This is a genomic window from Richelia sinica FACHB-800, from assembly GCF_014698825.1.
GTDB lineage: Bacteria > Cyanobacteriota > Cyanobacteriia > Cyanobacteriales > Nostocaceae > FACHB-800.
In genome coordinates, this window is the sequence record NZ_JACJTT010000017.1 from 28,004 (window position 1) to 50,098 (window position 22,095).

General features: G+C 40.3%; 16 protein-coding genes. 3 read left to right on the forward strand and 13 right to left on the reverse strand.

The window, feature by feature from the left end; translation table 11 throughout:
• Positions 1-188 precede the first annotated feature (188 nt).
• The 3 genes from clpB to H6G73_RS13350 form a co-directional block, all read right to left on the reverse strand.
• The gene (clpB, locus tag H6G73_RS13340; RefSeq protein ID WP_190605166.1) at positions 189-2,846 is read right to left on the reverse strand and encodes an ATP-dependent chaperone ClpB; all 2,658 of its coding nucleotides are present in this window, start codon (positions 2,844-2,846) and stop codon (positions 189-191) included.
• A 244-nt stretch (positions 2,847-3,090) separates the two neighbouring features.
• Positions 3,091-3,519 (reverse strand): lactoylglutathione lyase, encoded by a 429-nt coding sequence (gene gloA / locus H6G73_RS13345; RefSeq protein WP_190605168.1) that lies wholly within the window; start codon positions 3,517-3,519, stop codon positions 3,091-3,093.
• 203 nt (positions 3,520-3,722) lie between these two features.
• A complete protein-coding gene (locus tag H6G73_RS13350) occupies positions 3,723-3,902 on the reverse strand; it encodes a hypothetical protein (protein ID WP_190605170.1) in 180 nt (59 codons plus the stop codon).
• A gap of 141 nt (positions 3,903-4,043) precedes the next feature.
• Here H6G73_RS13350 and mnmE point away from each other — a divergent pair, with 141 nt between their 5' ends.
• Positions 4,044-5,459 (forward strand): tRNA uridine-5-carboxymethylaminomethyl(34) synthesis GTPase MnmE, encoded by a 1,416-nt coding sequence (gene mnmE / locus H6G73_RS13355; RefSeq protein ID WP_190605172.1) that lies wholly within the window; start codon positions 4,044-4,046, stop codon positions 5,457-5,459.
• Positions 5,460-5,846: 387 nt separating this feature from the next.
• Here the strand turns inward: mnmE and H6G73_RS13360 are convergent, their stop codons facing one another.
• Together H6G73_RS13360 and speA are read right to left on the reverse strand one after the other, a co-directional pair.
• On the reverse strand, positions 5,847-7,277 hold the full coding sequence (locus tag H6G73_RS13360) for a calcium-binding protein (RefSeq protein WP_190605174.1): 1,431 nt from the start codon (positions 7,275-7,277) through the stop codon (positions 5,847-5,849).
• A gap of 656 nt (positions 7,278-7,933) precedes the next feature.
• Positions 7,934-9,949 carry a biosynthetic arginine decarboxylase gene (gene speA, locus H6G73_RS13365; protein WP_190605176.1) on the reverse strand — a complete coding sequence of 672 codons (2,016 nt, stop codon included), beginning with the start codon at positions 9,947-9,949 and terminating at the stop codon, positions 7,934-7,936.
• A 274-nt stretch (positions 9,950-10,223) separates the two neighbouring features.
• Between speA and ndk the strand changes: the two genes are divergently transcribed.
• Positions 10,224-10,673, forward strand: coding sequence for a nucleoside-diphosphate kinase (gene ndk, locus H6G73_RS13370; protein ID WP_190605178.1), 450 nt, complete (start codon positions 10,224-10,226; stop codon positions 10,671-10,673).
• 171 nt (positions 10,674-10,844) lie between these two features.
• Here ndk and H6G73_RS13375 read toward each other — a convergent pair whose 3' ends face one another.
• From H6G73_RS13375 to H6G73_RS13385, 3 genes are all read right to left on the reverse strand, one after another.
• Positions 10,845-11,567 (reverse strand): TerC family protein, encoded by a 723-nt coding sequence (locus tag H6G73_RS13375; RefSeq protein ID WP_190605180.1) that lies wholly within the window; start codon positions 11,565-11,567, stop codon positions 10,845-10,847.
• A gap of 335 nt (positions 11,568-11,902) precedes the next feature.
• Positions 11,903-12,322 carry a hypothetical protein gene (locus H6G73_RS13380; protein ID WP_190605181.1) on the reverse strand — a complete coding sequence of 140 codons (420 nt, stop codon included), beginning with the start codon at positions 12,320-12,322 and terminating at the stop codon, positions 11,903-11,905.
• Between the two features lie 74 nt (positions 12,323-12,396).
• A complete protein-coding gene (locus H6G73_RS13385; RefSeq protein WP_190605183.1) occupies positions 12,397-13,092 on the reverse strand; it encodes a hypothetical protein in 696 nt (231 codons plus the stop codon).
• Between the two features lie 266 nt (positions 13,093-13,358).
• On the opposite strand from H6G73_RS13385, the gene acs reads away from it, so the two are divergent.
• Positions 13,359-15,329: an acetate--CoA ligase gene (acs, locus tag H6G73_RS13390; RefSeq protein ID WP_190605185.1), complete on the forward strand. Its 1,971-nt coding sequence runs from the start codon at positions 13,359-13,361 to the stop codon at positions 15,327-15,329.
• A 186-nt stretch (positions 15,330-15,515) separates the two neighbouring features.
• Here the strand turns inward: acs and H6G73_RS13395 are convergent, their stop codons facing one another.
• The 5 genes from H6G73_RS13395 to H6G73_RS13415 all read right to left on the reverse strand — a co-directional run bounded on the left by H6G73_RS13395 (position 15,516) and on the right by H6G73_RS13415 (position 21,771).
• A complete protein-coding gene (locus H6G73_RS13395; RefSeq protein WP_190605187.1) occupies positions 15,516-15,968 on the reverse strand; it encodes a Csu type fimbrial protein in 453 nt (150 codons plus the stop codon).
• A gap of 10 nt (positions 15,969-15,978) precedes the next feature.
• Positions 15,979-18,249, reverse strand: coding sequence for a fimbria/pilus outer membrane usher protein (locus H6G73_RS13400; protein WP_242034194.1), 2,271 nt, complete (start codon positions 18,247-18,249; stop codon positions 15,979-15,981).
• Between the two features lie 95 nt (positions 18,250-18,344).
• Positions 18,345-19,124, reverse strand: a complete 780-nt coding sequence (locus H6G73_RS13405) for a fimbrial biogenesis chaperone (RefSeq protein WP_190605191.1) — start codon at positions 19,122-19,124, stop codon at positions 18,345-18,347.
• Between the two features lie 172 nt (positions 19,125-19,296).
• A complete protein-coding gene (locus H6G73_RS13410) occupies positions 19,297-19,827 on the reverse strand; it encodes a Csu type fimbrial protein (protein WP_190605193.1) in 531 nt (176 codons plus the stop codon).
• A 573-nt stretch (positions 19,828-20,400) separates the two neighbouring features.
• Complete coding sequence (locus H6G73_RS13415; RefSeq protein WP_190605202.1) at positions 20,401-21,771, reverse strand: diguanylate cyclase domain-containing protein; 1,371 nt, start codon at positions 21,769-21,771, stop codon at positions 20,401-20,403.
• Positions 21,772-22,095: the final 324 nt, after the last annotated feature.

Genomic DNA, 22,095 nt, shown 5'->3' on the forward strand with positions numbered 1-22,095 from the left:
AAACTATAACTATTTTGTGAAGAGTGGAGGATAGAGATTACTAAGGGGAGAATCAACTGTAAATGCACTGTTAACAGAGAATAAGCTGAAAAAGCTGTTGATATATGGTTTTGTTAGGAAAATTTGTAACTTTTTAAACTATTGATTGCTGTGGGTTCATAGCCAGCGGATGCTGACTATAAACATAATTATACCTCTGCTGATGCTTCCAGTAATTTTACAGGAGCAGTGACTACTGGTAATTTTTTACTGAAGGTAATACCATTTTCCCCTTTATCAATCAAAATGGTGTCTCCAGAAATAAAGGTATTCTCTAATATCTTGGTGGCGATGGGGTTTTCTACTTCGCGCTGAATAGACCGTTTGAGGGGACGTGCGCCGTATACTGGGTCATATCCTGCTTCTACAAGGTGGTCACAGGCAGCTTGGGTAATCTCGAAGAAGATTTTTTGCTCTCGGAGAAGATTTTCCACTCGTTTGAGTTGGATACGGATGATATGGCGCATTTCTGCACGGCTGAGGGCATGGAAGAGAATAGTATCATCCACGCGGTTGAGGAATTCGGGGCGGAAATGTTTGCGTAGGGCATCGAGGACGCGATCGCGCATTGTGTCATACTGGGTATCATCACCAGATACATCGAGGATATGTTCACTACCGATGTTGCTGGTCATAACAATGACCGTATTGCGAAAATCTACTGTTCTGCCTTGGGAGTCTGTCACACGTCCATCATCTAGAACTTGCAGCAGGATATTAAACACATCAGGGTGGGCTTTTTCCACTTCATCTAGCAACACCACTGAGTAAGGATGACGGCGAATTGCTTCGGACAGTTGACCCCCTTCTTCATAGCCAACGTAGCCGGGAGGTGCACCCACCAAGCGGGAAACCGAGTGTTTTTCCATGTACTCGGACATATCTAACCTGACTAAGGCATCATCGGAGTCAAAGAGAAATTGGGCTAGGGCCCGGGCCAGTTCGGTTTTACCCACACCAGTGGGGCCCATGAATAAGAAAGAACCGATGGGACGAGAGGGGTCTTTCATCCCCGCACGGGCCCGACGAATGGCAGCAGCAACAGCGGAAACAGCTTCTTCTTGACCGATGACTCTCTCGTGTAAATGGCTTTCGAGTTTGAGTAATTTTTGTCTTTCTGACTCTAGGAGACGGTTAACGGGGATACCTGTCCATTTGGCGACTATTTCGGCAATATCTGCTTCTGTAACTTGTTCCCGCAGCAGAGTGGAACCTTGGCTTTGTAATTCTAGGAGTTTCGTTTCCTTGGCTTCGCGATCGCGCTGCACTCCCTCTAGTTTGCCATATTTTAATTGCGCTGCCTTATTTAAGTCGTAATCCCGTTCTGCCTGTTCAATTTGCACCCGCAGGGCATCTTCTTCTTTTTTGAGGGTGCTGATATCTTCTAATAGCTGCTTTTCCCCTTGCCATTGTTCATTAAATCTTTGTTGTTTAACCGTCAAAGTAGTAATTTCGTCTTCTATTCTTTCTAACCGTTCTCTGGTTTGGGGCGTTCCTTTATCTTCTCCTGATAAAGACAACTTTTCCATTTCTAACTGCATTAAACGGCGGTCAATTGCTTCTAATTCTGCCGGTTTGGAGGTAATTTCCATTTTTAACTTAGCTGCGGCTTCGTCTACTAAGTCAATGGCTTTATCTGGGAGAAATCTATCTGCAATGTATCTGGCTGATAAAGTTGCCGCAGCCACTAGGGCAGAATCGGAAATTTTGACATTATGATGCACTTCATAACGTTCTTTCAAACCACGCAAAATGGAAATGGTATTTTCTACGGTAGGTTGGTCAACAAATACCTGTTGAAAACGTCGTTCTAAAGCCGCATCTTTTTCAATATATTTGCGATATTCATCTAAGGTGGTTGCACCAATACACCGCAACTCACCTCTGGCTAACATTGGTTTGAGCAAATTGCCCGCATCCATTGAACCCTGTTGGTTGGAACCTGCACCAACGACGGTATGCAGTTCATCAATGAATAAAACTACTTGGCCATTCGATTCAGTAACTTCGCGGAGAACGTTTTTTAAACGGTCTTCAAATTCACCTCTATATTTAGCCCCAGCAATTAAGCTGCCAATATCTAAAGAGATTAATTGGCGGTTTTTTAAAGATTCAGGTACGTCACCATTCACCATTCTCTGGGCTAAGGCTTCGGCAATGGCGGTTTTACCAACACCTGGTTCACCAATTAACACAGGGTTATTTTTGCTACGTCGAGATAATACTTGAATGACCCGACGAATTTCTTCATCTCGACCAATTACAGGGTCTAATTTTCCAGCTTTAGCTTGTTCTGTTAAATCTCTACCAAATCTTTTTAAAGCTTCATAGGGGCCTTCCATGTTAGATTCTGTGACTTTGGTGGGAGAACGTTGGGATTTAACGGCTGATTCTAGTTTAATAATATCTACATTGAGTCCTTTAAAAATTCTTCTGCCAATGCGTTCATCTTCTGCAAAGGCTAAAAGTATATGTCCTTCCGAGATTTCTTCTTCTTTCATTTTGGCGCGAATTTCATCGGCCCGGTCTAACATTAAATCTAGATTTCGTCCTAAATATAGCTGATCACTTTTGCCAATTTTTGGTTGACGTTGACAATAAGCTTGGAGTTGCTGTTGTAAACGTTGGACATCAATTTCTGCACGGGCAAGAATATTAGTAGCTAAACTGTTAGATTCTTCTAAAAGAGCAATAATTAAATGTTCTACTTCTAGTTGTTGTTGTAAATAAGCTCGAACTACGTCCTGAGATTTAATCACTGCGTCCCAGGCTGTATCAGTAAATTTATCTGGATCTGTAGGCTGCATCTTTGAGAATTTTGGGTTTGAGATTGGGAATTTTAGTTGAGAATTTGGGGAGCGGTGAAAATCGATAATTTTAGATTTTATCTTATTGATTATCTATAACTGTGGGTATCTGGGTTGATTACTTTAGTTAACCATAAATTTTTGTGGGCGATCGCACGGGCCTATCCCCTGAGTTGATAAACTAGATTAGCTCTAGGGGTGGATGACAATCTGGTGCGATCGCCTGTGGGTAGCTGGGGATAAATTATTGGTTGACCAATTGTGCTTGGGATTCTGCTTTAGTCCCTTGAGTTCCAATTTGAATTAATTCGACTTTATAGCCATCGGGATCTTCCACAAAAGCAATGACTGTGGAACCATGCTTCATTGGCCCAGGTTCCCGTACTACCTTCCCACCTAACTTTTTAATCTCCTCACAGGTGGCGTAAATATCATCTACACCCAAGGCGATATGACCATAGGCAGTACCTAAATCGTACTTTTCCACGCCCCAGTTATATGTTAGTTCTAGCACTGTATGGTCGCTCTCGTCGCCATAACCGACAAAAGCTAGGGTAAATTCTCCCCCTGGATAGTCTTTGCGTCGGAGTAATTTCATCCCTAGTAAGTCGCAGTAGAATTTCAAGGACTCCTCTAGGTTTCCTACCCGCAGCATTGTATGTAGTAATCGCATATTGAGCCTTCGTTATAATCTCTACATTCTACTAAGAATGCTACTGGAAAACCTGATTGAATAGGGAAGGGTAAATATAGAAGTATGAATAGTTTCGACAAGGGAGAGCGATCGCTAGTTAAAGTAGGGGTAACCCCTTAGCGATCGCTCCATAGGCTGGTTTAACTCCAGATGTTATAGAATGAGGAGGTTAGAGAAATAAATCATTTTGGCGGTTCCATCATTTTTTTCCTTAATCTTTCCTGTGCGATGGCGAGAATTTGGTCTAGAGGAGTTTCCGCAATGAACTTGGAAGTTGCTTCTCTAAACTCAATGTAGGGACATTTATCGCCTAAAACGCATCCATTGGTGCAGGCTTGAGCGCAGTTAATTTTCTGCTCCACAGTTTATTCCTCTCTACAATCGGGGCGTTTTTACCCTTCAGATAAATATGACCTTGGTAGTTGCTATCCTAATTGACAGATACACTGTCAGCGTAGCTCCTGATAGGGGCTAGGCATTTTTGGAACCCCTCAACTGATACCATGTCCGAACTTTTGGCTAATACGGGAACTATCGCTGCCATCGCTACTGCTGTTGTACCGCAACAAGGGAGTGTGGGTATTGTGCGGGTTTCTGGTTCTCAAGCGATCGCTATTGCCCAAACTTTGTTTCATGCACCTGGTCGTCAAGTTTGGGAAAGTCACCGCATTCTCTACGGTTATATCTACCAACCGCAGACAAAGCAACTCATAGATGAAGCTTTGTTACTAATCATGCAAGCACCCCGTTCTTACACCCGTGAAGATGTGGTGGAGTTCCATTGTCATGGAGGAATTATAGCAGTTCAACAAGTATTGCAACTGTGTTTAGAACAGGGAGCAAGATTAGCCCAACCGGGTGAATTTACTCTGCGTGCTTTTTTAAATGGTAGATTGGATTTAACCCAAGCAGAAAGTATTGCTGATTTGGTAGGAGCAAAGTCACCCCAAGCTGCACAAACGGCGTTAGCTGGGTTACAAGGTAAATTAGCTCATCCCATCCGTCAATTACGCGCTCAGTGTTTAGATATTTTGGCAGAAATCGAAGCCAGAATCGATTTTGAAGAGGATTTACCCCCTTTAGATGAATTAGGGATAATTGCCCAAATAGAGTTGATTAATGGGGAAATTAACCGACTATTAGCCACAAAAGACCAAGGGGAATTACTCCGCACAGGCTTAAAGGTGGCAATTGTGGGCCGTCCCAATGTGGGTAAATCTAGTTTATTAAATGCCTGGAGTAGGAGCGATCGCGCTATTGTGACAGACCTACCAGGAACCACCCGTGATGTAGTGGAATCCCAGTTAGTTGTGGGGGGAATTCCCGTGCAAGTGCTAGATACAGCGGGAATTCGCGACACAGAAGACCAAGTGGAAAAAATCGGAGTTGAGCGATCGCGTCGTGCTGCTAATGCTGCTGATTTAGTATTATTCACCATTGATGCTTCAGTGGGTTGGACGGAAGCTGATCAAGAGATTTACACCCAAGTACAAGACCGTCCGTTAATTTTGGTATTAAACAAAATTGACCTCATAGAAAATAGTGATGATTTAGCATCTTTATCGACACAATCTCTCGCTATCAAATATCCCAGCCAAATTAATCAAATTGTCAAAACAGCCGCCGCACAAAATCAAGGTATTGACGCTTTAGAAACAGCAATTTTAGCCATAGTTAAAACTGGTAAAGTTCAAGCGGCTGATTTAGATTTAGCTATTAATCAAAGACAAGCAGCAGCCTTAACCAAAGCGCAAATTGCCTTACAACAAGTAAGAACAACAATTGAGCAACAATTACCCTTAGATTTTTGGACAATTGATTTACGAGGAGCAATTTACGCTTTGGGAGAAATCACTGGAGAGGAAGTTACAGAGTCAGTTTTAGATAGGATATTTAGCAGATTTTGTATTGGTAAATAGATATAGCAGGTGACAGGTAACAGGTGACAGGTGACAGTGCTAAAAGCCTTTGGCTGTCAAGTTTTAGTGTTAGTTAATGTCCTAACCACTCTGTCCATTGCTATATCTCTGAACAAGTAGAGAAGTTCCATCTAATACCAAATCGAACTAATACCAAATCGAAAAATGTTGGCAACAGATGATTACCCCACCCGCGCTATCGCGCACCCTCCCCGCTTGCAGGGAGGGTTGGGGAGAGGTTTACTCAATGTGTTGGTTGCTTTTGGAGAATTGGTATAACGTCTCTACAAGGGTTTCAAACCACACACATTTAATTCTCGGAGAAGTCTAATTAAGTTGAATAAAGGTTGAGAGAATTTCTTTGTCAAATTCAACAATAATCATTGCTCAAACATAAACAAAGTAACTAGACCCCAGGGTGAGACCTGAAGAACCCTGCACAATAGCCACCAATTCATCAGTGGAGTTGAAAATACCATTAATATTCGTATCTAGATAAATAGCAGTACCAGTTACACCAGAAACAGGTGATGTCCGCAGAAAATATTTGCTTGCAGAGCCTTCCAATTGAATTTTATCCTGACTAGAATTGAAGTCTGTGATCAAAGCATAGTCAGATAAACCTGCACTAGAATTATTGCCATCGTTGTAGAAAACAGTTGTTGCACTGCTAAGAACAAAGCGGTCATAACCACTACCGCCTGTTAAAGTGTCTATGGAGCCAACTCCATTCTCTGTACCCACACCTGTCAAAGTGTCGTTACCACCAGCACCATTTAAGGAATCTCTGCCGCCACCACCTCTGAGGATATCATTTCCATTGTCACCATTGAGAGTATTGGCCCCATTATTACCAGTGATATTGTCATTGAAAATTGAACCTTTGACGTTCTCAACATTGGAAATAACGTCATTTCCTGCACTTCCACTGGTGAGTCCAGTTGTTAGATTGACCACAACCCCTGAACCAACAAAACCATACTCAACGGTATCAGTACCACCTCCACCATTAATGGTATCTGCACCAGATCCCCCTAAGAAAGATTCATTAGCAGCAGAACCGGTTAGCACGTCATTAAAACGAGAACCTAACACCCGTTCAATGGAAACTAAAGAATCTCCACCACTACCACCAGTCACAACTCCGGTGGATAAATTCACATTGACTGCAAAGGTAGCATCAAAATAGACAGCAGTATCAAATCCAGTACCACCATTAATCAGATCAGCACCACCAAATCCTTGAATTTGGTTATTACCAGAGTTTCCAGTTAATACATCGAGATAGGCTGACCCCTCGATGTCTTCTACATTGGAAATCACCGAAGTACCATAAGAAGTAATTGCTTGTCCTGTTGAAAGATTGACAACTACACCTTCACTAAATCCTTTGAAGTTTATAACATCAATACCAGCCCCACCATTAATGGTGTCGTTGCCTTTAGAACCGAGGAAACTATCATCGCCAGCAGAACCGAGAAAACTGTCATTCCCCCGATAGATATATTGATTATAGTCATATGTTGACTCACCAACAGTCAAAAGGTTATTTCTTGTCGCAACATCAATATTTACATTTGTCTCTTGGGAACTAAGTTCACCGTTAGTTCTAAAGTAATAGACCGAAGTAATAGTTCCAGAATTAAAGAATCCGTTTGACCTAAAGGTGAAATTGATACCTATGTTGCTCTCCCCTAAAACACCGTTGCCGTAGTAAATTTCAAAAGTGGTGGAAGTTTGCGCTCCCCAGCTTGGGGCATTGGAGGATGTTCCACCTCCACCGTACCTGTTAGGTTGAAATATTACGATATTAGCCATAAAACTTTTTCTCGCGATTAAATGTTTGGTGTGAATTGATTTTGAGTGCAGATGTCATGTTTATCTCAGTTTCTCTAACCTTAATTACAATTAAAGAGGCACGAGGATAATTGACATGGAGACTCAGCAAAAAACTGACTAATACAAATTAGGTGTAACCACTGCCGCTACACACACAATATTGTTACCTGTTACTTAATACTTGGAACGCTACTTAATTTGCTTTGATGAGATTGTAACAAACAAGACTAGCATAATTTATACAAGAACTAATGTCAATATCAGTTCGAGTTCAGACTATTTTGTTATTCATTTCATAAATGAAATGGTCTTTTATAGCAATGGACAGAACGGTTAGGACATTAATTAACTAATAATAAAATCGAGACAGCCAAAGGCTTCTAGCACTGTCACCTGTCACCTGTTAACTGTCACCTGCTATAGATAACGATATGATAGATATTTCAGACTGTGGAAAATGATTCTATTGATAGTAAATCGTCCATTTTGTAAGGGTTTAGCATTGCTAAACCCCTAGGAAAAATATGGTTTTCCCTTGACACATATTTGGTGTCTTATGTCAACGTGTAAGTCCTAGTTACATAGAAAAATCATCTTACAGATAATCTCTTGCAAACCAATGAAAAAGTTTGAATTTAACTTATTAAATAAGTGTATTTACGTAAACTTTGTTCATAGGTTTGGAGAAGACGTTGGGATTCTGCTAGAGTGATGCGTTTTTCTTCTAATGCCTGTTCACAGCGTTGGCGAATATTTTCCACCATGTCCTCTGAGTCATACTGAACATAGCTGACAACTTCGCTCATGGTATCACCTTTGACTACATGTTCGATTTGGTAGCCTTTAGGTGTGAGTTGAATGTGAACAGCGTTAGTATCTCCAAATAAGTTATGGAGGTTACCCATGATTTCTTGGTATGCACCATTGAGGAACATGCCTAAGTAATAAGGTTCTCCTGGTTGGAAGGTGTGGAGTTCTAAAACTGATTTCACATCCCGCAGGTCAATGAATCGGTCTATTTTCCCGTCGCTATCACAGGTGAGGTCAGCTAGAATGGCGCGGTGGGTGGGTTCTTCATCTAACCGATGGATGGGCATGATGGGGAAAAGTTGGTCAATGGCCCAACAATCGGGTGCTGATTGAAATACCGACAAATTGACGTAATAGATGGAAGCCATGATTTTTTCTAGGTCTTCCAGTTCATCGGGTACATATTCTTCCTGTCTGGTGATTTCCAGAATTTTTTGACAGCAAGCCCAGTATAAACGTTCGGCTTTGGCCCGTTCTCGCAGTCTCAAAATGCCTAAATTAAAGCGACTGATGGCTTCTTCTTTAAATTGGGCTGCGTCGTGATAAAACTCTTGGTAGTTCTCTTTGTTGATGGATTGGTAGGTTTCCCAGAGATAGTTAATAATGGGGGATTCTCCCTCTTGAGGTGGTTCAGGGGGATGACGGGGGACTTCACTGGTGCTGAGAACATCAAAGATGAGGACTGATTGGTGGGATGCGATCGCCCGACCGCTTTCACTAATTAATGTGGGAACGGCTATTTGCTTTTCTGCACAGGTATCTTTTAACTCTGCCACAATATCATTGGCATAGTTTTGCATGTTGTAGTTTTTGGAGGCGTAGAAGTTGGTTTGGGAACCGTCGTAATCTACCCCCAAGCCACCACCAACATCGAGATATTTCATGTTAGCCCCTAAACCTGCTAGTTCCACATAAATGCGGCTAGCTTCTTGGATGGCATCTTTGATGACGTTAATGGCTGAAATTTGAGAACCGATATGGAAATGTAACAACTGCAAAGAATCTAGTAAATCGGCTTCCCGCAATTTATCTACTGCTTCCATAATCTCAGGAATAGTCAAACCAAATTTAGCGCGATCGCCTGTGGAGGTTCCCCAGCGTCCCATTCCTTGGGTACTGAGTTTGGCCCTCACTCCTAAAATTGGCTTAATTCCTAATTGATGGCTAGCAGTAATGGCTAAATCCACCTCTTCTATTTGTTCTAGGACGATAATCGGTGTTTGTCCTAGTTTTTGAGCTAACATTGCTGTTTCGATGTATTCCCGGTCTTTGTAGCCATTGCAAACTAACAATGCACCGGGGGTATCCAATATCGCTAGGGCAATCATTAACTCCGGCTTAGAACCAGCCTCTAAACCAAATTGATGGGGTTTGCCAAACCTGACTAAATCTTCAATTAAATGGCGTTGTTGGTTGCACTTGACTGGAAAAACACCACGATATACGCCAGGATAGTTATAACGAGCGATCGCTTTGGCAAAACAAGCATTTAACCGCTCGATGCGGTCTTCTAAAATATCAGAAAACCGAATTAACAACGGTAAGCCTAAGTTTCTCTGTTTGAGTGCATTAACTAATTCAAACAAATCTAGGGAACCACCGCGATCGCCTTTGGGGGAAACTGTCACGTGACCAGCAGCATTGATGGAAAAATAGGGCTGTCCCCAACCACCGATGCGATATAGGTCTTCACTGTCTTCTATTTTCCAACTGCGGGACAAATCACCTGTATTACTACTAGGTGCAAGGAGTTTCTTTTGCTTCTGACCTTTCAATAATTCCGATTTACGCCCGTTAGACGGTAGTTTGATAATTTCGTCTGCGGTTGACTCAACACCCATTTCTTCCTGACCTCCGTGTTTCTCCCACGAATTAACAATTTAACGCATTCGCCTGGCAATAGATATGTACCCAGAAATAATTTCTGATGGTTAAGAGGAAGTTAAACGAAAAGACTTTTAACGAGAGATTATTGGTGTAAAGAAGTCCCCGCACAACAGCTGACTACCACCCTGGATAAATCCTGCCAGAGAAAATCCCCCAGCTACTAGACAAAACACCTGAATACCATTGACAATTGACCCATAAAATTTTGTTAAGTTTTCGGAGATAGCTTTGGAACGCACATTTTTAGCAATCAAGCCAGATGGTGTACAGCGTGGGTTGGTGGGTGAAATTATTCGCCGTTTTGAAACCAAAGGCTTTACTCTCGTAGGCTTAAAATTCTTGAACGTCAGCAAAGAATTAGCAGAACAACACTATGACGTTCACCGGGAAAGGCCATTTTTCGGCAGCTTAGTAGAATTTATTACTTCTGGCCCAGTGGTAGCAATGGTTTGGGAAGGTGATGGAGTTATTGCATCTGCTAGAAAAATTATTGGTGCAACCAACCCCCTAAACGCAGAACCAGGTACAATTCGTGGTGATTTTGGCATCAATATCGGCCGTAACTTGATTCACGGTTCTGATGCCCCAGAAACCGCACAACGGGAAGTTTCTCTGTGGTTTAAGGATGAGGAATTAGTTAACTGGCAACCTTTAATTACACCTTGGTTGAAAGAGTAATTATTGATCGGTGACAGGTGAGAGGCGACAGGTAAGATATAGCAGGTGAGTCTTGTGTGATCAAGTATCCATCATCTGTAGACATCCTCAGCATCTGGGCTATAGCTAGAACATGAGATGTGAGAATCTTTATCCTGTGGCCTCACCTGTGCCTGTGCTTAAGGCAATTACCTACTTTTGCGCTTCGGTTTTTTCTGGTTCTTCTGCCACTGTCTCAACGATGGTACGTTTGGAGAATCCCCAGGTTAAAATGATGGCGATCGCACTAATCATTAACCATTCTGGTGGCACTAGGGCATCGTTGACGACCTTTAACAACAGACGTAACCCCACAAAAGCTACAGTGATATAGCCTGCGTCTTCTAGGTTTTCAAATTCATCTAACCACCGAATAAACAGCCCTGCCATAAATCGGAGTGTGATAATGCCGATGGTTGCACCAGTTAATACTAACCATTTTTCCTGAGAAACAGCGATCGCTGTGGTAACGCTATCTAAAGAAAACGCTAAATCTGTCAAGGCAATAACTGGAATCACTTGCCATAGTGATTGGAACCGGGGCCCATGATGGTGGTTTTCTGAGTCTTCTTCGGAAGTAAAGTGTTGAAAGACTAACCACAACAGGTAAGCTGCACCCAACAATTCAAATTGCCAGTATTTTTGTACCCAAGTTGCCGTTAAAATCAAGCTGATTCGCAGCACATAAGCCACCACCAACCCGAAGTTCAGTGCTTTCTGTTCTAGATTTTTATCTTCCAATCCTTGGGCAATAGCCGCTAGGGCGATCGCATTATCAGCAGATAGTACCGCCTCTAAAAATATTAATATCAGCAGGACTATAGGGGCTTCAATACTGAAATGAAAGTTTAGATAATCAAAAATCCGGTCTAGCATTCCGATTTCTCAAGCTGGGAAAATTTAAAAATAACAGTAACAGCTATTTTTATTATATAAAGCGCAATAAATTGCTACCTTATCCCAGCTTAACACTTGCTTCTGGAATTTTGAAAACTGTTAAGTTCCTGCGACTGTTCAATACATCAATCTGTGAAGATTTCACTACATATGTGTCAGTCTATCAAGCCCGCTTCCAGGAATTACTCATTGACAAAAAATAATAGATATGTATTGAATGTTCTGATCAATGATGCCAATTCAAACAAGCAGAGGAGACATAGATAAATTGGGTTGTATTAAATTCTGCCCAACATAATATTCGGTCATTGGCATTACAACAAATCTTCAATTAACTTGCTAGCTAACTCTTGTGTATTGATATCATTCAAACAGCCACTGTGGTTGAATAAATTTTCCACGGCAGATATTCTGTTATCTGCTGGTGCTATCCGCAAACATTCTTCTAAATTGACGGCTAAATCAAACAGTGAATGCTCTCCTAAATTGTTTCTCAAAGTTACAGCTACATCATGATCGCTAACTAAAAAATCTTTGATTTTATCTAACAGTGGATTAACTAGCACTTCATCATCACCCCAAGTTTCTAGCCAGTCACTTTCCACATCTTCTACATATATATGCACAAAATTTAAACCAAATTGTAACCAATCTTCTTGCATTCTACGAGCGGCTGATAACGCTTCAGCAAATGTAACTTGCTCGTCGGTCTTTATTTGTTGTTGATTAAGCATAAATGCTGATGGCAGATTGATGGAGTTAATGAAGTTGGTTCAAAAATAGAATCTTCGCAGGTATTAATTGAGATTCAGCACGAAAAGTTCAGATATTTTTTGTTTCCTAAGTAATCACTGTTATACAATGAGATGTTGACTAATTGGTGAACAAGGTCATCGTCTAGGGGATTGTAACTGATAAACAATCCTCGCTCTATATCCCACAATTGCAGAGTGTGTTGCCAATCTTGATACTTTTGCTGATTCAACTCTTTAGAAACAGTCGTAAACTGGACGCACAGAGGTTGGTTTTTATGACTACTCACGATTAAATCTGTAGCCATAGAAAGGTCGGCTATATATCGCTGCCAAAAGTTCCCTTCACGTTTAACAATATCCTGAGCTATACATCTAATGATATCATTATCGAACTGATTAAATTGGCCTGCCATCATTTTTTTCTTCCAAATATAAAATTTGGCATCTGTAGAATTTATCCACCGAGGAAAGAGACAACCATACCAGTACCTTTCTATAGGTGTCATTTTTGCAAAATGTGAATTTTGTTCTGCCGCTGAAGGTAAAGATTTAATTGCTAGCCACACAGTAGAATCCGTAATTACCTCTAACAAAAAAGCTAGAACCATTGGTTTGGCATTGAGGCAACCGAGTTTAATGTGTTTAACCCAACGGTTAATTTCCTCTAATCTTCTGGCTAAGGTCGGATCAATCGAGGAGGATTGCTCGATCAGTGACTTTAGCTTATCCTTGATTTCTTTCGCTTGCAAACTCTACCCTATCTTTAGACGCTAACACATTTGTTAAAAATTGATACCTAAATAAAGTAACAAATAAAGTTTCAAAAACTTTTTTTTATGATTTTAACATCACTACCAGCAAATTAGGTATTAACTACCAGGCAAAATACAATATTTAGTAAATTATCTTTACATATTTTTATTTGTCTCACAACTTAATGAAAATCTAAACGCGATGCATCAAAACTTTGTTAAAAATAGTTTTCAGTGACGATATTATTTTTTGCCACATTACCATGTCTCAACCGACTATAGAATCCATCCTACAAGAAAAGCGGTTATTTCCTCCTGCTAGTGAATTTTCGCAAAAAGCTGTAATTAAAAGCTTGGAAGATTACCAGAGTATTTATGATCGAGCTAAGGCTGATCCGCAGCAGTTCTGGGCAGAATTGGCGGAAAGTGAGTTACATTGGTTTGCAAAATGGGACAAAGTCCTAGATTGGCAACCACCTTTTGTCAAATGGTTTGTCAATGGCAAAATCAATATTTCTTACAACTGTCTTGACAGACATCTGACTACTTGGCGTAAAAATAAGGCGGCATTAATTTGGGAGGGAGAACCAGGTGATTCCCGCACCCTCACCTATGCTCAATTACATCGAGAAGTTTGTCAATTTGCCAATGTCTTAAAACAGCTAGGGGTAAAAAAAGGCGATCGCGTGGGTATTTATATGCCCATGATACCGGAAGCTGCCATTGCTATGTTAGCCTGTGCGAGAATAGGCGCACCCCATAGCGTTGTGTTTGGGGGATTTAGTGCGGAAGCTTTGCGCGATCGCTTGATTGATGCCGAAGCTAAACTAGTAGTTACAGCTGATGGGGGATGGCGGAAAGATGCGATCGTTCCCTTGAAAGAGCAAGTAGACAAAGCTTTAGCTGATGGTACTGTTCCCAGTGTCACAGATGTGTTGGTAGTACAACGCACTGGTCAAAAAATCCACATGGAACCGGGACGAGACCATTGGTGGCATGATTTACAAAAAGGCGTTTCTGCTGATTGTCCTGCGGAACCAATGGACAGCGAAGATATGCTGTTTATTCTCTACACCTCCGGTAGTACAGGTAAACCGAAGGGAGTTGTCCACACCACCGGTGGTTATAACCTATACAGCCACATGACCACCAAATGGATCTTTGATTTACAAGATACTGATGTATATTGGTGTACTGCTGATGTTGGTTGGATTACAGGACACAGCTATATCGTCTATGGCCCCCTTTCCAACGGTGCAACTACCCTGATGTACGAAGGTGCCCCCCGTGCATCTAATCCTGGCTGTTTTTGGGATGTAATTGAAAAATACGGCGTTAACATTTTTTATACTGCACCCACAGCCATCCGCGCCTTTATTAAAATGGGTGAACATCATCCCAAAGCGCGGAATCTTTCTTCCTTGCGATTATTGGGAACCGTGGGAGAACCCATCAACCCCGAAGCTTGGATGTGGTATTACAAGGTCATCGGTGGTGAACGTTGTCCTATTGTCGATACCTGGTGGCAAACAGAAACAGGTGGGATTATGATTACACCTCTACCTGGTGCCATTCCCACTAAACCAGGTTCCGCAACTTTGCCGTTCCCAGGTATTATTGCAGATATCGTTGATTTAGATGGTAACTCTGTCCCTGACAACGAAGGTGGTTATTTAGCAGTACGCTATCCTTGGCCGGGGATGATGCGGACAGTTTATGGTGATCCAGACCGTTTCCGTCGCACCTATTGGGAACATATACCCCCTAAAGATGGCCAATATACTTATTTTGCTGGTGATGGTGCGAGAAAGGATGAAGATGGCTACTTCTGGGTCATGGGACGTGTGGATGATGTGTTAAACGTCTCTGGACACCGTTTAGGCACAATGGAAGTAGAATCTGCCCTAGTATCCCATCCTGCGGTTGCAGAAGCTGCGGTGGTGGGTAAACCCGATGAGTTGAAGGGTGAAGAAGTTGTGGCCTTTGTGACCTTAGAAGGAACTTATCAACCTAGTGAAGAGTTGAGTAAGGAACTGAAGAAACACGTTGTTCAAGAAATTGGGGCGATCGCTCGACCTGGTGAAATCAGGTTTACTGATGCATTGCCAAAAACCCGTTCTGGTAAAATCATGCGTCGGTTGTTGCGGAATCTAGCTGCTGGACAAGAGGTTTCTGGTGATACTTCCACCTTAGAAGACCGCAGTGTTTTGGATAAGTTGCGGGAAGGTGCTTAGTTTGAATTAAGCTCACGCAGAGACGCAGAGGCACAGAGAGGACAAGTAATATGGGGTGGGCAATTTTGCCTACCCTGTATTTTGGGAAGCAGATGAGAACTTGAATTTTCCTTCCACTTTGTTCCTCTTTTCTGACTCTGAAACTTTTGATTTATCTAGCTTTTGCTTTTCTTCAGCCAGCCCTACTTAAAAATTTATTGTAGCAGTAATTGAGTCTGTATAATTTCCAACTTTGACATTTTGTCTAGCAGGAATAATGCCATAAATCGTGACAGTGGCAGAGAGGTTAGAACTTGTATAGTGTTGACTATTAGTTCCATTTCCCCAAATAAATTGTCCACCCGCATCTAAATATAAATTATAATTAATTACATCATTTATACTGCGTAATTCACGTGCATTATAAGCAGCAGAATTACCTGGACTGAGGTCTATCGTGATTAAAGTAGGTGTGGGACTGGCGGCGGAACAATCATAAGTTATGGAACCAGTAGAAGTAGTAGGGGTATTGCTAAAAACATCATAATTACCAAAAATAACGCTAGTAGAACTAACAGAACATTGACATAAAGCTGGACTAATCAATAAATTGCTAGTAATTATTGTTCCTGATATTAATAATAATTTTTGCCCGTTCATAATCTGCCTCTTATTTTTGCGGGAATATGCATTTTAATCGCCCTAAATTCACTAATAGTTGTTCAGATTGAGGAATATTTACTGTAAAATCGCAAGTACCTTGTGCATATTCCACTTTAGCTGTGTAGCTTCCAGGAGCAATATTATCTTCTAAATAAAAATTGCCTTCACTACCAATAGGAGAGATTATTGGTTTATCGTTTACATTAACAGTTAATTGACCATAAGCTGGAATTTCTGTTTTTCCTGATGATTCTATAGCAATAGTACCAATAAAACTCTGAATACGTTGAACAGAAAACCGCACTATCGCCCCTCCTCTTAAAGGAGGAGCAATGACTTTATCATTAGCACCAATCTTGTAATTGAGAGGAATATCTTCATCCTGCATTTTGATATTATTGCCATAGTATGGGAGTAAGTGTGGTATTAACAAATTCCCGTTCCGGTCAGTCCTTCCCATTTCCTGATTACTAACATAACCACGTACTCCTGCCACTCCAGGAACTTGCAACAGAGCAAAACTTTGTGTGATGGGACGGGTAAAGAAAATATTTTTGCCAATGGCTACAACACTCCCTGATGCGTTTAGTGTAGTGGCTTCTCCTCCATTGTTGTTGCGATCATAGTTTAATTCATATATACCAAAAGGTGCTCGATAGGTGAAACGTGCATTAGCTGGAACTTCTGCTTCGCTGGGGGTTAACTGAAGACGGTAGCCAAAACCCTCCCCAACAGGAGCAGATTTTTGCAGAGATAGGGTAGTGGTTGCCTTTTGCTCATTAATTTGTTCACTTAAACTAGCACTGGTGTCACCGAGATAATAATTAAATCCAATAAATATTTCGTTGTTGGTAGATTGTAAATCTTGAGAGCTACGGCTAAGATTAATAGATATGTTGGCGCGATCGCTCAATTGAATTGTGCTGTAGAGAGAAAGGCGATCGCTGTGTCCTCGATCACGTGAGTCAGCAGCAGCATATTGTAAACCTACACTCAGACCCCGTGCTAAATTTGAAGAAACAAAACCATTGTACTCTAAGTTTGGTCTATCATCTGCCGCTTTGAGACTCAAATTTGCATATTGATCGCTGAATAGACGTACAGCACCTCCAAACCCTACACTTCTACTAGAATAGCTATAGGCTAAGGATGCGGCTGTACCCGTATTTCCTGATTCATTACTAGCAGCTAAAGATAATTCAACAGCACCAAAAGGCAATGCAGTGGTTAAAGTAGTACCACCACTGATTAAATCAGAAGACGTTTCCAAACGCCCCCCAATTGTTAGAGAATCAGTTATACCTTGAGTATATCGACCCAAAAAAACAGAGGAACCGTAATTAAAGCTATCAGTATCTAAATTATCTCTGCGGAAACCGAGATTAAAACTATAGTCAGATAATCCTGGTTTGAGTAATCCTGTAGAAAAATAAAATGGTGAATTAATTACTTGTTCTTTACCAAAAGCATCACGAATCACTACTTTGGTTGAACCATTACCTACTGGTAGCACCAGATTATTTAATTCAAACTTACCAGGGGGTACATCTCTTTGGCTAACCCTTTGTCCATTGACTAATACTTCTACAGTAGAAGGCGTAATAACAGCACCAGATAATCCAAATGTTGGTTGACGAGTAAAATAAGGATTGAGGTTGAATTCTTTGGATAAACTCACACCTCCTAAAAATAGTGATCCTCCTAAATTACCAGAGTTAGCAAAAGAGTCACCAACTACCCATCGAGTCAAATTTTTAGGATTATTTATAGTAAAATTAGTTAATCCTCTGACAATATTACCGTCTGCTTTCCGAGAAAAATTACTATATAATAAATTACCATTAAGGCTTAGACCAGACTCTCCAAAAAATGTATAATCATTTAACTTTGCTTCATCTAAAGGTATATTGAAAGCATAGTTGAGAAAAGCACTGGTATCTTGAGTGTAAACTATATTTTTCGGTGAAGTATTGCCTAAGTTAAGTGAAGTAGTTCCTAGTAATTGAGTTTGGGCAGTGATCCGCAAACTTAAAGACTTTTCGTCAAACTCGTAGGTAATACTAGAATTTAGAGAGCCAAGAGAAACATAAATTTCATTATTAATGGTTTCTTGAACACCAGCAAAATTTTGTAATCCTGCTTTTTCCAAATCCAAACGACGAATTAGAACATCCTTGTCACGCAAAATAACAAAAACTTCCCCTTGGGAAATATTATTGAGTGTTAGTTCTAGGATTGCCTTTTGCTCTTGTACTGCCCATGCAGGGCAGGTAATCAAACTAGATCCAAAAAAAAATACCCAGAACAACAAATTTAATAGGCGTGGTCCCTTAAGAAATATTGATCCCATTTTTAAAAATACTGCATAGAAAATTATTTTGGATTTTTACAAGCTCCTGTAGGCATTTCGAGCTTTTCTGTTAAAACTTTTTGTTCTGTTTTGACCTCTATCAATAAAGTTTGCGTTTTGCTACACTCCGGTTGAGAAATATTGAGTTCATAAGGCTGGGATATACCATTGAGAATATACCAACCATTTCGTTCTTTATTAAATACTGTTTTACCTGTTATGTCTGTGCCTTTAACTCTAATTATTTGAGCAATAAAATGAGTGTTACCAGTATTTTTTACATTAAAAACTAAGCGGTTTTTATTAATATTTATATTGTCGATTTTACCATTTACAACTTGTTGATTTGGTTGTAAGAATATGGGAAGTCCCATTTTGGTTAAAATTTTAATTCCTGGATTGCTTTGATTAGGTGTTTTTAGTGGGGGAAGTTCTTCCACAAAAATACGGTAAGTTTTTTCCACTGTACTTACGGGAGTTAAAGTTCCCACACGTATACGGCGTTCTTCTCCAGGATTTAAGGAAAGTAATCCCGGAAACGCAACTATTTCTTCTGTAGGAGTGAGTTGCATTTCACCTTGATTATCTTGACTCCAAGCATAAGTCTTTATTTGAAAGCGTAAAGTTTCATCACTAGTATTCCGTAGAGTGAGAACTTGATTAGAAACTTGACTAGATAAAGAAACTTTTACAGGACTTACTTGAAAATTGCTGGACCAAGCTTGTTTTCCTGGAATTATTCCTATTCCAGTGAGTAAAGCCAAAACTACTAAACTAGCTCTTTTATGATGATAAAAATACATACAGCAGTTTGGAGATAATTTGATTTTTACTAATTAATCTCTGAATTGAAAATGTGGGCGGATTATTCCACCCAACATCAACAATTGATTCTTATAAATGAGAAGATTTAGTGCTAAAGTTAAGAAACAGTTGACCCAATACTGTTCTTACCAGCACTAGAAAAACTTTTGGTTAGAAACTGATAGTAGCCACAACTGTATCACTATAATTACCTACGGGAACATTTTGTCCACCAGCGATAGAACCGTAAATAGTGTTAGTTTGAGATGTACCGGAACCAATAACTCCTAGACCTGTTCCTGCTGTATTTCCCCAAGTAGTTGTCCGTGCTGAATCTTGATACAGAGCATAGGACAAGTTGTTTCCACTACCATTACTCATCATACGTAAAGGTGCAGCATTACTAGAGCCTCCACTAGGATTGCTACCTTGATCCAAGATAATGGTTGCAGAAGCACCATTAGTACAAGTTGTTGTGACGCTGCCAGTACCATTTAAAGCAAGGCTGGTATTAGCACTTACTGGGTCATAACTGCCAAAGGATAGAGCGGAAGTAGAAATTGTACAGCTAGGTGAAACTGAAGCTGAAACTGAAAGGTTACTACTTGCTGTACTAGCCATTGCAGCCATGGGAGTAGCGACAGATGCAAACAATGAACCAGCAACGAGTAGTGCAGAACCTATATTAAAACGACGTACCATAGTAAATGCCTCCGAATGTATTGAAGTGTAATTTTTGTGAGTGATAGTCTGGATTACGAATTGAATTTCTACCTTGACATTGACAACATATGTAACAAATCTGTCAGATTATATACAAATTAATACTAGTGTTAACTGCAAATTCATTCCGAATGTCTTCAATGCACTGCCTTAAAGTGTTTTTTCTTCAACGGCTACAAAATTCCGTTTTTCTTGACTGTATTCACACTACAAAAGGTTAGTTATAAAAATAACAGTAAATTTTCTGGTTTTTCAAGTAAGTCTTAAGCTGCATAATCACTTAAAAAAATTGTATTATAAGCTACGGTAATTACAGTGCAGATGAGTAAAACATGTACGAACAATCCCTAAAACTCTATTAGCTCTCATTTCGCAGTCGTAGTGTAAATTCGCATTTGAGTTTAGGATTCCCGTCAGCATGATCAATTCAGCCTCGAATAGGCAGCTGAATCTATAGCTTCAACTTAGAAACCCTGATTCTTTCCTAGCCTAGACAGACTATGATCTCGTTGAGTAAATTCAAAAACATCCTTGACTCAAACTTAAATGAGCTTAACTATGACAGGCATAGCGATCGCGTCCTTGTTGTTTGGCATTGTATAATGCTCTATCTGCATAGGAAACAATGGTATCTGGTTTAATATCCAAGTTAGGTATCATGCAAGCAATACCTAAACTGACCGTAACTATATTCTTCACATCACATGCTGCATGGGGAATCGCTAAATTATGAATTGCTGTTTGAATGTTCGCTGCGACCTTAATTGCCCCCGCTAAATCTGTATTAGGTAACAGCACTACAAATTCTTCTCCCCCATAACGCGCAACCAAATCAGCAGGACGAAAAACCGATTTTTGCGCTGTCTGAGCTATACTTACAAGACAATCATCACCACTCAAATGGCCATAGTAATCGTTGTAAGGTTTAAAGGCATCAATATCAAATAAAATGAGAGCTATTGGTTGTTGTTCTCGTGCTAAACGTTTCCATTCACTTTGTAAGATATTATTAAAACAACGCCGATTAGGAATTTGCGTTAAACCATCTAAATTGGCTAGTTCTTCTAATCTTTTGTTGGCTTCTTGTAGTGCTAATTCTATTTGTTTACGCGCAGTAATATCTCTAATCGTAATAGAAAAACCATCACCCAATTTAACAGCTACAAAGTGATACCAATAGGACATGCCTGATGGATACTCAAAATCCCTCTCCAGGGGTTCACCAGTTTCCACAATTTGCACAAATTGATCAAATAATCCAGGCTCCAAATTGCTCAAAAATTTTTTTAAAATTAATTTACCAATCAAATCTTCGCGATTACGTTCAAAGACTTTGGCAATCACAGGATTAACAACTAAGCAACGAAAATCTTCAATATCCCCTGTTCGTGGGTCACGAACAGCCTGCATTGCCGCAATTCCATCTAAGGAACTATTTAAAACACTCGCTAGTAAGGCACGAGATTGATACAGAACCTCTTCTGTTTGTCTGCGATGGTTAATTTCTTTTTCTAGTAGTTGCTGCTGACGTTGAATTGTTAACTGATTTTCTAAACGAACAACCACTTCTTCAATTTGAAAGGGTTTTGTAATGTAGTCGATACCACCTGATTCAAAAGCTGCTACCTTATCAAAAACATCATCTAAAGCACTGATAAAAATCACTGGAATATGACGTAAATCTTCATCTGCTTTGATGGCCCTGCAAACTTGATAGCCATCCATTTCCGGCATTTTGATATCTAAGAGGATGACATCTGGACGCTTAACCTTAATAGTTTTTAGTGCCATTCGTCCACTGGTTACACTACGAACAGTGTAGCCAAGTTTGAGGAGTAAATCGCTCAGTAATTGTAGATTTTCTGGTATGTCATCTACTAGAAGAATATTACCTTTGTTGTCTCTTTCAGAGTCAAAATTCATTGCTGATCAAGGGTGCGGCTAGTTAAAAAAGCTATGGAAGTGTAAATTGACAAACTAATTTTATCGGTAATTTTACCCGATTTCCTGCTTTTTTTGAATTTTTTGTTACAGTCCCATGAGGAAGCTTAACTTTTAGATTAGCTGCAATCAATTATTTAATGCTCATTGACGATGAACAAGCGAAATGACTTCCCTGTAGTAGTGTAGCAATAAAACTGTTGTATTAGACACCGTATTTCCTTGGCACAAAAAAGGCAGCAGATTAGGCCAGCAAACCCTGATAAACCACACATTGCCAATTTGGAACTTGAATGAAACTGTAGA

Excerpts from the sequence above, each read along its gene's own strand:
- H6G73_RS13380 (WP_190605181.1), bottom strand. The coding sequence starts at position 12,322 with ATGCTTAATCAACAACAAATAAAGACCGACGAGCAAGTTACATTTGCT.
- clpB (WP_190605166.1), bottom strand. The coding sequence starts at position 2,846 with ATGCAGCCTACAGATCCAGATAAATTTACTGATACAGCCTGGGACGCA.
- gloA (WP_190605168.1), bottom strand. The coding sequence starts at position 3,519 with ATGCGATTACTACATACAATGCTGCGGGTAGGAAACCTAGAGGAGTCC.
- acs (WP_190605185.1), top strand. The coding sequence starts at position 13,359 with ATGTCTCAACCGACTATAGAATCCATCCTACAAGAAAAGCGGTTATTT.
- H6G73_RS13405 (WP_190605191.1), bottom strand. The coding sequence starts at position 19,124 with ATGTATTTTTATCATCATAAAAGAGCTAGTTTAGTAGTTTTGGCTTTA.
- H6G73_RS13415 (WP_190605202.1), bottom strand. The coding sequence starts at position 21,771 with ATGAATTTTGACTCTGAAAGAGACAACAAAGGTAATATTCTTCTAGTA.
- H6G73_RS13360 (WP_190605174.1), bottom strand. The coding sequence starts at position 7,277 with ATGGCTAATATCGTAATATTTCAACCTAACAGGTACGGTGGAGGTGGA.
- speA (WP_190605176.1), bottom strand. The coding sequence starts at position 9,949 with ATGGGTGTTGAGTCAACCGCAGACGAAATTATCAAACTACCGTCTAAC.
- H6G73_RS13410 (WP_190605193.1), bottom strand. The coding sequence starts at position 19,827 with ATGGTACGTCGTTTTAATATAGGTTCTGCACTACTCGTTGCTGGTTCA.
- H6G73_RS13375 (WP_190605180.1), bottom strand. The coding sequence starts at position 11,567 with ATGCTAGACCGGATTTTTGATTATCTAAACTTTCATTTCAGTATTGAA.
- mnmE (WP_190605172.1), top strand. The coding sequence starts at position 4,044 with ATGTCCGAACTTTTGGCTAATACGGGAACTATCGCTGCCATCGCTACT.
- H6G73_RS13395 (WP_190605187.1), bottom strand. The coding sequence starts at position 15,968 with ATGAACGGGCAAAAATTATTATTAATATCAGGAACAATAATTACTAGC.